10 protein-coding genes are annotated in these 16,354 nt (G+C 64.7%); 9 read left to right on the top strand and 1 reads right to left on the bottom strand.

What is annotated here, in order from left to right:
• The first annotated feature begins 7 nt into the window (after positions 1 to 7).
• From A5483_RS00735 to A5483_RS00695, 9 genes are all read left to right on the top strand, one after another.
• Positions 8 to 1,231, top strand: a complete 1,224-nt coding sequence (locus A5483_RS00735; RefSeq protein WP_063810728.1) for an ABC transporter substrate-binding protein — start codon at positions 8 to 10, stop codon at positions 1,229 to 1,231.
• Positions 1,228 to 2,289, top strand: a complete 1,062-nt coding sequence (locus A5483_RS00730; RefSeq protein ID WP_334339082.1) for an iron chelate uptake ABC transporter family permease subunit — start codon at positions 1,228 to 1,230, stop codon at positions 2,287 to 2,289. Before A5483_RS00735 ends, A5483_RS00730 begins: the two co-directional genes overlap by 4 nt.
• A complete protein-coding gene (locus tag A5483_RS00725) occupies positions 2,289 to 3,287 on the top strand; it encodes an ABC transporter ATP-binding protein (protein ID WP_420911583.1) in 999 nt (332 codons plus the stop codon). Before A5483_RS00730 ends, A5483_RS00725 begins: the two co-directional genes overlap by 1 nt.
• A complete protein-coding gene (locus A5483_RS00720; RefSeq protein WP_082863951.1) occupies positions 3,284 to 4,378 on the top strand; it encodes a radical SAM/SPASM domain-containing protein in 1,095 nt (364 codons plus the stop codon). The genes A5483_RS00725 and A5483_RS00720 overlap by 4 nt, the downstream gene beginning before the upstream one ends.
• Positions 4,375 to 8,280, top strand: coding sequence for a cobaltochelatase subunit CobN (cobN, locus tag A5483_RS00715; protein WP_063810722.1), 3,906 nt, complete (start codon positions 4,375 to 4,377; stop codon positions 8,278 to 8,280). The genes A5483_RS00720 and cobN overlap by 4 nt, the downstream gene beginning before the upstream one ends.
• Entirely contained in the window at positions 8,280 to 10,256 is a 1,977-nt protein-coding gene (locus A5483_RS00710; RefSeq protein ID WP_063810720.1) for a magnesium chelatase subunit D family protein, read from the top strand. The genes cobN and A5483_RS00710 overlap by 1 nt, the downstream gene beginning before the upstream one ends.
• A gap of 1 nt (position 10,257) precedes the next feature.
• On the top strand, positions 10,258 to 11,244 hold the full coding sequence (locus A5483_RS00705; RefSeq protein ID WP_063810718.1) for a magnesium chelatase ATPase subunit I: 987 nt from the start codon (positions 10,258 to 10,260) through the stop codon (positions 11,242 to 11,244).
• A gap of 134 nt (positions 11,245 to 11,378) precedes the next feature.
• Positions 11,379 to 13,007, top strand: a complete 1,629-nt coding sequence (locus A5483_RS00700) for an ABC transporter transmembrane domain-containing protein (protein WP_193790417.1) — start codon at positions 11,379 to 11,381, stop codon at positions 13,005 to 13,007.
• Positions 13,004 to 14,749, top strand: coding sequence for an ABC transporter ATP-binding protein (locus A5483_RS00695; RefSeq protein WP_002550200.1), 1,746 nt, complete (start codon positions 13,004 to 13,006; stop codon positions 14,747 to 14,749). The genes A5483_RS00700 and A5483_RS00695 overlap by 4 nt, the downstream gene beginning before the upstream one ends.
• A 32-nt stretch (positions 14,750 to 14,781) precedes the next feature.
• Here A5483_RS00695 and A5483_RS00690 read toward each other — a convergent pair whose 3' ends face one another.
• Positions 14,782 to 16,233 (bottom strand): catalase, encoded by a 1,452-nt coding sequence (locus tag A5483_RS00690; protein ID WP_002550086.1) that lies wholly within the window; start codon positions 16,231 to 16,233, stop codon positions 14,782 to 14,784.
• Positions 16,234 to 16,354: the final 121 nt, after the last annotated feature.

Genomic DNA, 16,354 nt, shown 5'->3' with positions numbered 1-16,354 from the left:
AGCACGCATGCACATCCATCATCCCATCGCGGGTCTGACAGTCGTCGCTCTGGTTCTCGCGGCCCTCGCCGGGTGCTCAGGGTCCCCAGACTCTTCGACCCAGTCTGGGCGGTCCTGCATCAAGAACTTCGACCCGCAGAAGGACTACTTCCCCGAGAAGGCCACTTTCAGTGACGCTCGCGGCATCACGGTTTCGTATCACAAGTCCTACAAGGTGGTGACGATCAAGCACCCGTCAAACACCTCACCAAGGAAGGCCACGTACGTTCTGGTGCAGTGCGGTGCCCCCAAGCCGTCGTTGACCGGCGATCTCGCCACGGCGCAGCGGATCAGCATCCCCACTACCCGGGTTGCACTCGGATCAACCACCGAACCCTTGAAGTTCCAGATGATGAACAAGCTGGACACCGTGGTTGGGATGGCCAATGTGGACAGGGTTGGCGACCCGAAGACCCGCGAAGCTCTCAAGGCCCACAAGGTCGCGGATTTCGCCGCCGGGGACGGCACCACCGAGATCAACACCGAGAAGCTTGCCTCACTGCGCTCCGACCTGTTCATCGTCAGCGGCCACGACGACCCGAGCAAGTTCGCCAAAGTCAAGGAGATGGGTACACCAGTAGTCGCCGAGCCCGATTTCCTTGAGAACACCCCACTGGGACGCGCCGAATGGATCAAGTACGACTCACTGTTCGTCAATGCCGAGCGCGTCGCGAACCAGAAATACGACGAGATCGCCAAGAAGTACCACCAGACTGTTCAGCACACCGCCACAGTGACAACGCGGCCCAGCGTGCTGTACGGCTACCAGTTCAAGGGCATCTGGTACATCAAGCCCGACGAAAACTATTCCATCCAGTTCCTGCGCGATGCCGGCGGCGAGTACGTCTTCAAAGACGTGCATGGGGTGGCCTCGTCGAAGATGACCACCGAGACCATCCTTAAGAAAGCCCACAACGCCGACTTCTGGATCGATGGTCAGATCAACGAACCGGAAAAGTCATCGATACCCGACATCATCAGGGCCGATCCGCGAATGAAGACCCTCAAGGCGATGCATACCGGCAATGTCTGGGACGCCACCCTGCGCGCCGATCCGAGACACGGCAACGACTACTGGCAGACCGGTGTCGTCCGGCCCGACCTTGTGCTGGCGGACCTGTCGGCGATCCTTCACCCTGAACTCAGCACCGACCACCAGTTCACCTTCTACCGAAAGGCCACCGCCAAGTGACGACGCAGCGACGACGGCGAGGGCTACCGTTGCCCGTCCGTTTCGTGATCCTCACCGTGATCTTCGTCTTGGTGGCCCTCGCCGGATTGGCCCTAGGCTCAGTGAACATCCCGATCGGTGACGTCATGACGATCATCACCGGCGGCACCCACGTCGATCCGGTCGCCTTGACGATCGTCAGCGACGTTCGCGAACCCCGCACCATCGCCGCGCTGCTCGTCGGAGCAGCATTGGGGATATCGGGTCTGGAGATGCAAACCTTATTTCGCAATCCACTGGCTGACCCCTACGTGCTTGGTATCTCTTCAGGAGCCAGTCTGGGCGTCGCCCTGGTGGTGTTGTCCGCCTCCACGTCGATGGGGGCGGCCGCCTTCGCCTCTGGGTTGGGCATCGGCTCGGACCTGTTGATCATGGTTGCGGCTGCTCTAGGCGCGACCGTCGTGTTATGCATCGTCATGCTGACAGGACGGTTTATCCACTCCTCAACGATCCTGTTGCTGCTCGGTGTCATGATCGGGTATTTCGTGTCGTCGGGGGTGACGGTACTGCTGTCGCGCGCCAGCCCAGAACTCGTTGCTCAATACACCCGCTGGCAGTTTGGCAGTTACCACGGCGTGACCTGGGATAACCTCAAGGTGATGGTCCCGATTATGGTGATCATGATCGGGGCCAGTCTGCCGCTCGCCAAACCCCTCAATGCCCTCCTACTGGGGGAACGGTACGCCCAGACGATGGGGATGAACCTCAAGGTGGTGCGCTCCCTGCTGGTCGCCAGCACGGCCATCCTTGCCGGGGCGGCCACCGCTTTCTGCGGGCCGATCAGCTTTCTTGGAATTGCGGTACCTCACTTGACGCGCGGCGTGCTGGGCACCGCCGACCACCGCTATCTGCTGCCCGGGTGCATTCTTACGGGCGGCTCACTAGCCTTGGTGGCGGACATTCTGGCCCAGCTGCCGGGTGACGATGTGCTGCCCGTCAACGCGGTCAATGCGGTGTTCGGCGCGCCGGTCGTCATGGTCATCCTCATCCGTTGGTACCGGGAGGCGGAGGCGACGTGATGGGTCTCGCTGTAAAGAGCCTGGACGTCGGATACCGGTCAGGCCACCACACCACCACAGTGCTGTCTGGGGTGACGGGCTCGGTGGAGGCCGGACAGATGGTCGGGCTCGTCGGCCCCAACGGTGCCGGCAAGTCGACCCTGCTGCGCTCGGTGGCGGGATTGCAGCCGAGTCTACGGGGCGAGGTGGAGCTCAACGGCACAGCGACGTCACGGATGTCGCGCCGTCAGATCGCCCAAACCCTGTCGACCGTCCTCACTGATAAAGTGTCGGTAGCTCGTCTCACGTGTCGAGACATTGTTTCGCTAGGGCGTCACCCGCACTCTGGCATCGGGGGACGTCTGAGGCCCCGCGACCACGCCGTCATCGATGACTCTTTGACAGCCGTCGGAGCGACCGATCTAGCCGACGCCTTCATCGGCGAGCTGTCGGACGGTCAGCGCCAACGGGTGATGGTCGCTCGAGCGCTGACCCAGGAGCCGTCCATACTGCTGCTCGACGAGCCAACCTCCTTCCTCGATCCGCCAGGACGGATCGCCCTACTCGGCATGCTGCGCGGGGTATGCACGGACCGGAACATCGCCGTAGTGGTGTGCAGCCATGACATCGAGCCGGTGATGCGTTACGCCGACACCCTATGGGTAGCCGGACACGACACGGACGTGACGATCGGAGGGCCGGAGGATCTAGCCCGCAACGGCGCACTCGAATCGGCCTTCCGCACCGAAGGAATCACCTTTGACCTTCACACTCTCACCTTCTGGCAGTCCGATACCGGGCGTCCGGTCGCACGGGTCGTTGGGCACGGTGTGGACGCCGATCTTGCCCATCATGTTCTGAACCGATCCGGGTATCGGGTCGTCGAGCAGCCAGGTGAGGAAGTGCTGACAATCAGCGTCACCGCCGAAGGTTGGGCGGTCAACGACCGTGTGCTGCTCACCCTGTCCCAACTCCATGATCACCTGATCGCTCTCCGGAAGGGGCAGACCCGGCCATGACCGTGCGCTACCTCGTCCTGTGGCCAACCGCGGCCTGCGACCTCGCCTGTTCCTATTGTTACCGCCGCGACCGTCGAGGCGCCCGGATGCCCATCGAAGTGGCAGACGCCGCCTTGGACCTCGTCGAGGAAGGTGCACGAGCCACCGGACGGCCTGCCCACGTCCAACTGGCCGGTGGTGAGCCGACCCTGGTGCCCTCTGTCGTCGAGCACGTCGCCCGACGGGTTGTGGCAATCAGGGGAGCAACGGTCACCTGCGGCATCCAGACCAATGGCGCCCGCCTCAACGGCGACATGATCGCCATGCTGAAACGCTACGGCCTCCGGGTCGGGGTGAGCATCGACGGGCCACCCGCCGTGCAAGAGGCGACGCGCGGATCAGCAGCGCAGACCTTCCGCGGCCTATTCGCGCTCGCCCAAGCCGACATTCCGGTGCGGGTAACGACGGTGCTGTCGGCCCGCAATGTCGATCACCTCGATGAGCTGGCCCTCACGCTGGCGGGGTTCCCCAACATCACCGGGTTCGGGCTCGACCCACTTGTGGCAATCGGGAACGCAGCCGAGCGAGATGATCTCGTCCCCGCTGACCAGGCCGTCATCGACGGAATCACCACGCTCTACCGGAGCCTGGCACAGATCAACGCACTGCGCGCCACGCCCCTGCGCTGGCGAGAGTTAGAGACCGTCAGAACTGCGCTCCGCAGTGGCCCGATACCTACGACAAGCACCGTCGACCCTTCGGGCCGAAGCCTGCTTCCCGTAACGAACCGACCCTACTGTCATGCGGCGGTCGGGGAATCGATGGCGGTCGCCCCCGATGGCAGCATCTACCCCTGTTCCCAAGCCGTCGGGGATGTGGCGTCCCGGGCGGGAACCGTCCATAGCATCGACTGGCAGAACTTACGGCGACGTTTCGCACCGGATCGCCACACCTTGCACGGGCCCTGCCACAGCTGTGCTCTAGCAGGGCGATGCCCCGGCGACTGCCCATCCCGCGTAGAGGCCAACGCCTGGGCCGACCCGGAACAGCGCCGCACCCCACTAGCCTGCCTCGTCGACGGCACCCTCGCCCGTCTGGAGTGTGCATCATGACCACCCTGTGCTTCTTCTCTGCCACCGGCGGCGAGCTCACACTCGTCAGCCAAGCCTTGTCCCGGCTACGCACCATCGGTCTCGATATCACCCTCTTCGGCCGCACTAAGGAGCAGGTCACCGACCCGGAACTGGCCCGCGCCTTCGCCCAGGCGGCCGCCCGCAGTGACGCCGTGGTGCTCAGTTTCCACGGCGGTACCACCTCCTGCCCGGCATGGCCCGCGCTGATTGAGGCGTGGAGATCCCGTCGCGAATCCGGTCTGCCGCTGCCGTGGATCCACATCCAACCCACCTCTGGTGATGACGACGGGCTCCTGGCCGCCCAGGACTGGGCCAGCGGACTCGACGACGGCACCTGGAGGGGTCTCGTCGGGCTGCTGGAGATGGGCGGCCCGGACAATGTCGAAGCAGCGCTGCGGGTCCTCATCGACCGGGTGAACGGAGGATCAGCCCCCATCCCCGACGTCATCCCCGCCCCCACCGAGGGGATCTGGCATCCTCGTTACGGCCTGTTCACCAACCTCGCTGAGTACCGGTGCCACCTAGACCCCGATCGGCCCACCGTTGGGATCACCTTTCCGCGTAGCTACTGGTTGGAGCACAACACCGCGCATATTGAGGCTCTCGTTGAGGCGGTTGAAGCCCTCGATGCCAACACCGTGCCCTTCTTTTGTCTGCGCCTGCCTGACGCTCGCCGCGGCAATCTCGGCATGGCCCAAACTCTGGAGACCTTGCTGTACGACGAGAACGGCAACCGCGTCATCGACACTCTTATTGACGTCCACGGCATGTCCATGACGGTCGGTGTGCCTGCCAATGCCGACGCCTACCCGAAGCTCGGGGTAAGCGTGTTGCATGCCCTCACTTCTTATGCTCCGCATGCGGCATGGGAGGCCCAGGGGATGGGGGCGATGGACGTTGCCACCCAGGCCGCTCAACCGGAGTTCGATGGTGCCCTTATTACCAAGTTCCTGGCCACCCGAGAGATTGACAAGGTCGACGACCTCACCGGAGCCGTCGTGCCACACTTGGTCCCCGTCCCTGGTCGTCCCGAGGCGATGGCCCAGTTGGCCCTTTCGTGGGCCCGGCTGGCTCGCACTCCGGCCAGTCAACGCAAAGTGGCGATAGTTTTCCACCACCATCCGCCGCGCAACGACCGGATCGGCTGTGCCAGCGGACTGGACACCTTCGAGTCGGCACGCCAGCTGCTCATCCGGATGGCCGAGGAGGGCTACGACGTCCCCGACCAGTTCGAGTCGGCCGACGACATCGCCCAGGCGTTGTTGTCGTCTCTGACGTGCGACCAGCGCTGGCTCACCCCCGAGCAAATGCATCAGCGCGCCGAGGCCCACGCCGACCTAGCAACCTCCCGCCCGTGGTACCGGGCCCTGCCACCGACGGTGCGCGAGTCGATGGACCGCGCCTGGGGCCCGCATCCGGGCACCCTGTTCGTCCACAACGACGAGTTTTCCTTCGCCGGGCACCTCGACGGCAACGTGCTGCTGACGATCCAGCCCCCGCGAGGATATTTCGAGGCCGTCACCGATTCCGACCTCCACGACCCCCTCCTTCCCCCTCCCCACCACTACCTAGCCCACTACCGTTGGATCCGTGACGTCTTCAAGGCCGACGCCGTCATCCACGTCGGCACCCACGGGAGCCTGGAGTGGCTGCCGGGCAAGGGGCTAGGCCTGTCCGAGGAGTGCTACCCCGAGCTCGCCTTGGACCGGATGGTCAACATCTACCCATACCTCATCAACAACCCTGGGGAGGGCACCCAGGCTAAACGGCGCAGTGCCGCAGCCCTCGTCGACCACCTCACCCCACCGATGCGTCAGGCCGGGTTGTACGACTCCACTGCCGAGATCGACCGCATCCTGCGTGAACACGCCGGGGCACAGTCGCAAAGTCCCCAGCGGGCCAGAACCGTCGCGAAGCAGGTATGGAAGGCGGTCGTCGAGGCTGGTCTAGACACCGATCTGGGTTTGACAAGTGCCGACGTCGACGCCGATCCCGTCGAGGTGCTCGACAGGGTCCACCACCATCTGCTCGACTTGCAGGACCGCGAGATCGCCGATGGTCTGCACGTGCTGGGCAGGGTCGTCGCCGACCTCGACAACCCGATCGCCGCCGAAGTGGAGTACGTGGCCCAACTCACCCGTCAGCCTAACGGGCCGATACCGTCCCTGCGCGAAGCCGTGCTGGATGCCTGGGGAACCAGCCTCGACGAGGTCAGTGCCAAAGCCGGTGAGCCGGTGCCCGTCATCGCCGACCTGCCCGATGGCCTGACCGGCCGGCAGCTCATGGCCGAGGCGCACCGCCGCTGCGTGGAGCTGCTCACCCCTGTTGTCGCCCACCACCACAACAGGTGCTCTGACGGTACCGGAGCGCACGATTTGGCCGCCCAGTTGTGCCGCCAACAGCTCGGTGCCGAACGCGGCGACGTCATCGAGACGCTCACCTGGGTGCTTACTGACCTCATGCCACGGCTAGACGCCACCAGCAACGAGATCGACGCCATCATGACGGCTCTCGACGGCGGGTTCGTGGCCCCCGGACCATCGGGAGCGCCCAGCCGCGGTAACGCCCACATCTTGCCGAGCGGACGCAATTTCTTCTCCCTGGACCCCCAAACCATGCCCACCCCGACAGGATGGCGTGAAGGGATCGAATTGGCCGATCAACTCCTGCGCGAGTATGCCCAAACCCACCCTGACCAGCCGTGGCCGCGCACCGTCGGGGTGGTGGTTTGGGGTACCCCGAACATGCGTAGCGGCGGGGCCGACATCGCCGAAATCCTGTATCTCATGGGGGTGCGTCCAGTCTGGGAGACTTCCGGGCTCGTCAGCGGGTTGCAGATCATCGAACCCTCCGAACTGGGGCGTCCCCGTATCGACGTCTCTGCGCGCATCTCCGGCTTGTTCCGCGATGCCTTCCCCAATCTCGTCGAGATGGTCGACCGGGCGGTGCGGATGGTCGCGACCCTCCCAGAACCTGACGACGACAACATGCTGCGCACGCATGTCGAGGCCGACGTCACCGAGCTGATCGCCCAGGGTGTTGACGTCGAGCAAGCTCGTCGCAAGGCCACCCTCCGGGTCTTTGGATGCCCGCCTGGCGGATACGGTGCCGGGGTGGAAGAACTCATCGAAACCAAAGCGTGGCAGGACAAGACTGACCTAGGTAGGGCCTACATCGCCGCCTCCTCCCACGCTTACGGTGAGGGGGTGTTCGGGGACGTGGAGACCGAAAGGTTCACTGCGAGCCTGAAGCGCATGGATGTCACCGTCAAGAATGAGGACACCCGCGAGTACGACATGCTCAGCTGCACCGACTTCTACAACTACTACGGCGGGCTCATCGCTGCTGCGACGACGGTACGGGGAGAGGCACCAATGTCGCTGGTGGGGGACTCTTCGGATCCGGCCCGCATCGCCACGCGCACCACCACGGAGGAAGCTCGCCTCATCCTGCGTTCGCGAATCCTCAACCCGTCGTGGATCGAGGGGTTGCAGCGGCACGGATACAAGGGGGCCGGTGATCTGTCCAAGGTGCTCGACATCCTCATCGGGTGGGACGCCACCGCCGACGTCGTCGACGACGGTCTGTGGGAAGCCGTGGCGCGTCGTTACGCCCTCGACCCGGCGATGCAGGAATGGTTCCGGCAAGTCAACCCGCACGCCCTGCACAACATCGTCGACAAACTACTCGACGCCGCCCAGCGCCACGTTTGGGAGGCCAATCCGAACACCGTCGGGGAACTGGAGAACACCTACGCCGACATCGAAGGCACCATCGAAGAGGTCTCTGACGACCCCCGCGCCGACCCGGACACTCGGGTGGGTGCGCCTCCACAGTCCCTCGCCGGTGGGCTCGACCTGACCGGGCTGGGGCTGATCTGATGACCTACCCGTTCACCGCCATCGTCGCGCAGGACGACGCCAGACTTGCCCTGCTGTTGTGCGCGGTCAACCCGCGTATCGGCGGGGTCGTCCTCAGCGGGGAGAAGGGAACGGCCAAGTCGACGCTGGTTCGTGGTCTCGTCGAGCTGCTACCCGGTCACACCATGCGCACTTTGGCCCTGGGAGCTACCGAGGACCGTCTCGTCGGCGGATTGGACCTTGAGGCAACCTTGGTGTCTGGACGTCCAGTGCTCCAGCCAGGTTTGCTCAGCGAGGTCGACGGCGGGGTGCTGTACGTCGACGAGGTCAATCTCCTCGACGACCACCTCGTCGATCTCGTCATTGACGCCTGCGCTGGGACGGTTCGGGTGGAGCGTGAGGGTCTGACAGCCTCCTTGGCGAGCCGTTTCGTACTGGTGGGGACGATGAACCCTGAGGAGGGGTCATTGCGGCCCCAACTGCTTGACCGGTTCGGGCTGTGCGTCGACGTGCACGGTGAGTCTGACCCGAGCGCCCGGGCCGAGATCATCCGGCGACGCTTCGACCACGACGCAGATCCGACCGGGTTCGGCGCCCGCTGGCAAGGTGACCAGGACCGTCAGGCCGCAGCCATTGAGAAGGCCCGACACCTCGTCACTAGCGTCCGACTTGACGAGGTCGTCACCGAACTTATCTCCTGCCTGTGTCGGCAGAACCACGTCGCCGGGCACCGCGCCGACATCGTCATGGCCGAAGCCACCCGAGCCCACGCCGCCCTAGCCGGTCGCGGCATCGCCACCGAAGACGACGTGTTAACGATCAGCGAGATGGTGCTGCGACACCGTCGTCGCGCCGAAACCCCGTCGGACCCTCCTCCGCCGCGAAGCCAACACTCTCATGATCAGTCGGACCAGCACGAGCAACGTCCCCCGGAGCCCGAGCAGCCCAGCCCGCAGACGGGAGGCCCGCAGGGGGGCGAGAATTCTGCCCCGCCGCTCGCCAACTCAAGCGAGCAACAAAGCGAACAACAACCCGGCAACCGGGAAGACCCCCACAATCAGCGGGACAACGGCCAGCACGACCAGCAGAATCAACCATCAAGCATCGGCGAACAGGTAGCTGCCATCGGTGACCCTTTCGCTGTTCGCCCCTTGGAGCCCGGCCAGGATCGCCACGCCCGACGTGCTTCCGGGCGACGACTGCGCACCCGTAGCAGCGATTGGCGCGGCCGCTACATTTCCGCCCGCCCCACCGACAGTCCCGAAGATCTCGCCCTGGACGCCACCCTCCGTGCAGCGGCGGTTCATCAGAAGTCACGTCGAACCCACGATCGTCCTGACGTGGCGGTGCACGTCAAGCCGATCGACTGGCGGGCCAAGGTACGGGCCGGGCGAGCCGCCTCCTGCGTGGTCTTCGTGGTCGACGCTTCCGGGTCGATGGGGTCACGAGGCCGGATGACCGCCTCCAAAGGGGCCGTGCTGTCCCTCCTCTTAGACGCCTACGTCAAACGTGACCGGGTGTGCCTCATCGGTTTCCGTCGCGACCGGGCCGAAGTTCTAGTGCCGGTGACCTCCTCAGTGGAGGTAGCACAGCGCGGTTTAGCACAACTGCCGATCGGTGGGCGCACCCCACTGTCAACTGGGCTGGTCAAGGCCTGCGAGGTCGTGCGACCCCTGCTCCTCAAAGATCCGGGACTGCGACCGCTACTCGTCCTCGTGACCGACGGGCGCGGCAACGTCGGTCTGGACGGTCAGCCCAACTCCCGGGCCACCGATGAGGCGATCCGGGTAGCAACCGAGATCGGCGCTGACACACGACTCAGCTGGGTGGTCATCGACACCGAGGATCCTCGCGGTGTCCAGCTGTCGCGGGCCCGCGACATTGCTACCGCCTTGGGCGGCCCCTGTCTGCGCATCGATGACTTGCGGGCCGACGACCTCGTCAACATCGTTTCCCACCTTGATCCTTCCCACCAATCTCCCCGAAAGGACCGCTGATATGGCACAACACCCCGTCTACCCCTTCTGCGCCATCGTCGGTCAGGAGGAGATGAAGCTGGCCCTCATCCTCGCCACCATCAGCCCCGATCTGTCTGGGGTGCTCATCCGCGGCGAGAAGGGCACCGCCAAATCCACCGCAGTACGCGGCCTGGCGGCCCTGCTGCCGAAGCACCAGGAGGTACCCGGGGCTTACCACCTGTCCCCCGAGGAATACCCCGACCATGCCGCCGAGCTCGGGCTGCCGCAACCAATGCCCACTCCACGGACCGTCCAAGTTCCAGTCGTCGAGCTGCCAGTCGGCGCCACCGAGGACCGTGTCACAGGAACCCTCGACATGGAGACGGCGCTGCGAGAGGGGCGGCGCCGTTTCGAACCCGGCCTCCTTGCCACAGCCCACCGGGCGATCCTCTATGTTGACGAGGTTAACCTGCTCGACGACCACGTCGTTGACCTGTTGCTGGATTCAGCCGCCATGGGCGTCAACACGGTAGAGCGAGAGGGAGTCAGTATTACCCATCCAGCCCGGTTCACCCTGGTCGGCACCATGAATCCGGAGGAGGGCGAACTACGCCCCCAGTTACTCGACCGTTTCGGGCTATGCGTCACCGTCAGCGGGGAGGACGACCCGCACAAGCGCATTGAGGTAATCCGGCGCCGAATGACCTTCGAGGACGACCCCACTGGCTTCTCGCGCACCTGGGAACAGGATGGCCACGAGCTCGGCGAACGAATCCGATGTGCCAGCGAGCTCATCACCCAGGTAGTCATCACCGATGAGACCCTTATGACGGCAGCTCGCACCTGCCTCAACGCCCACGTCGACGGTCACCGCGCCGACATCATGATGGTCCGAGCGTCGCGCACCCTGGCAGCTTGGAACGGTCGCACCGAGATCACCACAGAGGACCTCTCCCAGGCTGCCCGGCTCGTCCTGCCGCACCGGATGAGGCGACGCCCACTCGACTCAGTTAGCAGGACAGTGTGATACGCACCCCGCGCCGACACTGGCAACCGAAGCTGCGCTGGCTGCCACGCATCCCCAGGCAGACCCCACCACCCATTGATGCTCCTCTGATCGACATCACCTACGCCCACGACGGACGGGCACTGGTGCGCCGGATGGCCCGCGATGGGCGGCACTGGTTACTGCCCGGATCGATCGCCTCGGCCTTCGTCAGCCTGGTGAATATCGGCGTGCCGATGGCCTTGGGGCGCGCCATCGACGACGGGGTGGTGGCCGCCGATGCTGCGGCACTGACCGGATGGCTAGCCTTGGTTGGGCTGTCCTACGCGGTGCGCGCGGTGGCCCAGACGGTACGGATGCAGACCAATGTCGGGGCCGGTGTGGCCGAGCATGACCTCCGCGTGCAGGCCCTCACCCGGATCACCGCCCCGGAAGGGATCGGCGGGCGCTCGCGGCTTCCCGGCGACCTGCTCGCGGTCGTCGTCACGGATGTGCGGGCGGTGTCGCGAGCCTTCATCGCGCTGACGTCTATCCCCGGCAATGTCGTCACCCTGCTCGGCGCCCTCATCTCGATGACCCTCATCAACGGCTGGTTGACGCTGGCAACGGTGTGCATTGTGCCGCTACTCATCCTGCTGTCGGTGAAGGGGGTCGCCCCGGTTAAGCGCAGCACTCGTCGCGAGCGCCGCGCCGAGGCCGCCGTAGCCGGGTCAGCCGCCGATCTCACCAGCGGATTGCGGGTCATACAAGGGCTCTCGGCGCAACGTCGAGCCACCGCAAGATTCCGGGCTGCCAGTCGTCATGGCCTCGACGCCTCCCTGCGCACCCGGCGCGTCAAAGGGATCTACACCGGGACGATTAACGCCTCGGTGGGAGTATTCATCACCGCACTGACGGTGCTGGCTGGGTGGCTCACCCTAGCCGGGCGTATCAGCGTCGGGGAACTCGCCACCGTGGTCGGGCTGGCCCAAACCCTCGGTCCACCACTGCGGGCACTGGGCGTCGACACCGCGACGATGCTGGCCACCGCCCACGCCTCCGGGGACCGATTCTGTGAGTTGCGTGACAGCCCGGCTGCCTGGCAGGTTCATCCCGACGATGGTGCCCGCACCACACCTGGTGACGGTCCAGTGGAGTTGCACATCCCGGTCAAGGATTTCCAGCTGGACGTCGCCGGAGGCACCCACCTGGGGGTCGTGGCCCCTCAGCAGATCTGTGATGCCTTGGCCGAGGCCATTAACCACGATCCGCGAACCCTTCTCAACGGAGTTCCGACCAGCAAACTCAATCCTGCCCAGCGGCGCCGCCTGGTGTTGGTGGCTCCCCGCTCCCCCGAACTATTCGACGACACTGCGCGCGCGAACATCGTGCTCGACAGCCAGACGACTGTCGCCAGACTGAACGCCGTCGTCGACGCAGCCGCCCTAGACACCGTCGCCGCCGTGCTACCACGCGGGCTGGAGACCAACGTCGGAGAGGGTGGCCGCCACGTGTCCGGGGGGCAGCGTCAGCGTCTGGCCTTGGCCCGTGCCCTGCTGCACTCTCCCGACGGCCTCGTGCTCATTGACCCCACTACGAGCATCGACGCTGTCACCACCGCCACCATCGCCGAGAAGATGCAACGCCTGCGGGCCGGACGCACCACCATCATCGCTACGACGTCCCCGGCTCTGCTGGACCAGATGGATGAGGTGGTGCTGCTCGACGCCGTCGGCCGCCAGATCGCACGCGCCCCACATCGCGAACTGCTGGCCCGCGACGACTACCGGAAAATGCTGTCATGAGCCTCCCCCGCTCGTTGCCACTGGCTACTGCTGCCCAGGTTCGCCAGGAGGTCCACCGGGCAGCACGCGGAGTGCGCGGCTACTTTATTGGGGCAATCGTGGTGATTACGGCGGCCTCCCTGCTCGATCTGGCTGTACCGGTGGCTACCGGCTGGATCATCGACGCCGCCAAGGCTCACCGCCCAACCTCAGCTCTGCTCACCCCAGCGTTAGTGATGGTTGCTGCAGTGATCGGGTCAGGGATCTGTAACGGTGCCGCACAGTCCCTCACGCCGTCCTTCTTTACGACCATCATCACCCGGTTGCGCGAGTCCATGATCGCGGCCGGCCTGGGGCTGGACCAGCAACGGGTCGAGAAGGCTGGTACCGCCGATCTGGTCTCGCGGGCCTCCGACGATGTCACGGCTGTGCGCGACGCCGCTAATGGCGCCCTCCCCCGACTCGTCAACACCATGATCATGGTGATTGTGTCAGTGGGCGCGCTGGCCAGCCTGCATCCGCTTTTCTTCGTCCCCGTCCTCCTCGCCGCGGTGCTCTATGGCCTCGCAATTCGGGAGTTCCTGCGCACGGCCCCACCGGTGTACCGGGCGGAGAGGAGCGCGTCGACGACCCAGTCCCAGCACATCCTCTCGACGATTCACGGGGTGGACGCGGTGCGCGCCTTCGGACTGGAAAACCTGCGCACCCGGGCGGTGGCCAACGGATCGTGGCAGGCCATCCGCTGGAGCTTACGCGGACGGTTCCTCGGTAACACCCTCATCGTGCGGCTGCTAGCCGGCGAGGCAGTGGCGACGATCGGCGTCGCCTGGACGGGATACCTGCTCGTGACCACCGACCGGTTGAGCGTCGGCGCGGCTGCGGCGGCGGTGCTGGTGCTGCTGAGGTTGTTCTCTCCAGTGCGGTTCCTGCTCATGTTCCTCAACAACCTGCAGGCTGCATGGGTGTGCCTGCAGCGGGTGGTGGGCGTCATCGGGGCACGCCACGACAAGTCACCAACCCTCCAGCGGTACCAGCCCGGGCCGACGGCGATTCATGTGGATCAGGTGAGCTTTGGCTATCAAGACGGCCCTGATGTGCTGCACATGGTGAGTCTGGACATTCCAGCCGGACACACCGTGGTGCTCGTCGGGGAGTCGGGGGCGGGCAAGTCAACCTTGGCGGCTCTCGTCGCGGGGTTGCTGGAACCCCGGCAGGGAACCGTCACCATGACATCGGGTCATGCCCGGACCGTGCTCATCAGCCAGGAAATCCACACCTTCTCCGGCACCCTCTTCGACGATGTGGCACTGGGGTTGCCCGCACAGGCCGAAGACTGGCCCGACGAGCGTGTCCGCGACGCCATCCTTGCGGCATTGGAGCGGGTCGGGGCTGATTGGATCGAGCAGCTCCCCAACGGCGTCGACACTGTGGTGGGACGGTTGGGAACCCGCCTTTCACCTGCCCAGGCACAACAGGTCGCCCTGGCGCGCGCATTGCTGGCAGACCCGCCCGTCATCATCCTTGATGAGGCGACGGCGGAAGCCGGTAGCTCCGGTGCTGCGGCTCTTGATCATGCCGCAGCCGAGGCCGTCAGGGGACGGACCGCCCTCGTGGTGGCTCACCGGTTGTCCCAGGTGGCGATGGCCGACGAGGTCGCCGTCATGGCCGGTGGTCGGATCGTCGAAGTCGGGCCGCCGGAGCAACTGCGTCACGGCGATGGACCGTTCGCCGCGCTGTGGCGGGTGTGGTCGAACCAGCACTGAGCTGCGGGACAGCCCAGCGCTGGGATCGATCGTCAGATTCTGCCCTCGATTGCCTCGGCGACACCGGAGTCAATGTGGCGCCAGTAAGACAGCGTGTTGCCGAGGACCGGCTCCTCCATGTCGAAATTGGTCATCAAGTCGACCAAGGTATCGACGAGCTCATCGCGCTCCGCATCGGAGAAAACGTCACGCACCAGGGTGTGAGCCTGACCGAAGTCGTCATCGTCGGCGTGCCGGGTCTGGGCGGAACGAACGAGTTCGCCGTCAGCCTCCCAGGTAGCCTCGCCACCGGTTCGGTACCCGGTGGCAAAGTGGCGACCGTAAGAGTTGGGAGCGTAGGTGGGTGCCGATCCGGAGTGTTCGAAGGCCATCGGGCCATCGAAGGTGTACTGGTTCGTCGGCGTCACCGGACAATTCACTGGGAGCTGTTCGTAGTTGGCTCCCAGGCGATTTCGGGCGGCATCGTTGTAAGCGAAGACGCGGCCTAGCAGCATACGGTCTGGCGACAACCCGGTGCCCTCAACAGTGTTAGATGGCGAGAAGGCCGCCTGCTCGATCTGGGCGAAGAAATTCTCCGGGTTGCGGTCCAGGGTGAACTTGCCGATGGTGTGCAGCGGGTAGTCCTTGTGCGGCCACACCTTGGTGATGTCGAAGGGGTTGAACCGGTAATCCTTGGCCTCGTCGTAGGGCATGAGCTGCACCTTGACGGTCCAGGAGGGATAGTCACCGTCGGCAATGTGGTTAAAGAGGTCCTCGCGGTGGATGTCCGGGTGGTCACCGACGGTCTCCTTCGCCTGATCCGCAGTCATGTTGTGAACACCCTGGTCGCTGATGAAGTGGTACTTCACCCAGGTGATCTTCCCTTCAGCGTTGACCCAGGAGTAAGTGTGTGAGGAGTAGCCGTTCATAGTGCGGTAGCTGAGCGGAATGCCGCGCGGTCCCATAAGGTAAGCGACCTGATGGGCCGATTCTGGCGACAAACTCCAATAGTCGTACATCATGTTCGGACTGCGCAGGCCAGAATTTGGCAGCCGCTTCTGGGAGCGGATGAAATGCGGGAACTTCATCGGGTCACGCATGAAGAACACCGGAGTGTTGTTGCCGACCATGTCGAAGTTGCCCTCGTCGGTGTAGAACTTCAGCGAGAATCCCCGGACGTCACGCCAGGTGTCGGGACTCCCGAGCTCACCAGCGACTGTGGAGAATCGGGCCAGCATGGGAGTTTCGCGCCCCTTCTGTAGGAAGGATGCCTTGGTGTACTCCGAGACGTCGGCAGTGATCTCAAGGTGACCAAAAGCACCCGAGCCTTTGGCATGGGGCTTACGCTCGGGGATGTTTTCTCGGTTGAAGTGGGCCAGGGTGTCCACCAGGTGCGCGTCGTGGAGCGCCACCGGGCCGTCAGCGCCGACGGTCAGGGAGTATTCGTCGCTGGGGGCTGGTGACCCATTGGTGTTCGTTGAGGGCCTGCTGGGATCAATAGGCATGACGACTCCTCTGTATGCGTTAGGTGTTCACCTCCACACTGCCCCCCCAACAAGGTCACTTCCAAGGTCATGACGCCACCGGAGAAAGCCTGTGCAAAAAAGGCAGAAACCAAGGACAATT

This window comes from Cutibacterium namnetense (assembly GCF_001642025.1).
Lineage (GTDB): Bacteria > Actinomycetota > Actinomycetes > Propionibacteriales > Propionibacteriaceae > Cutibacterium > Cutibacterium namnetense.
This window is presented reverse-complemented; position numbering and strand designations above follow the sequence as displayed.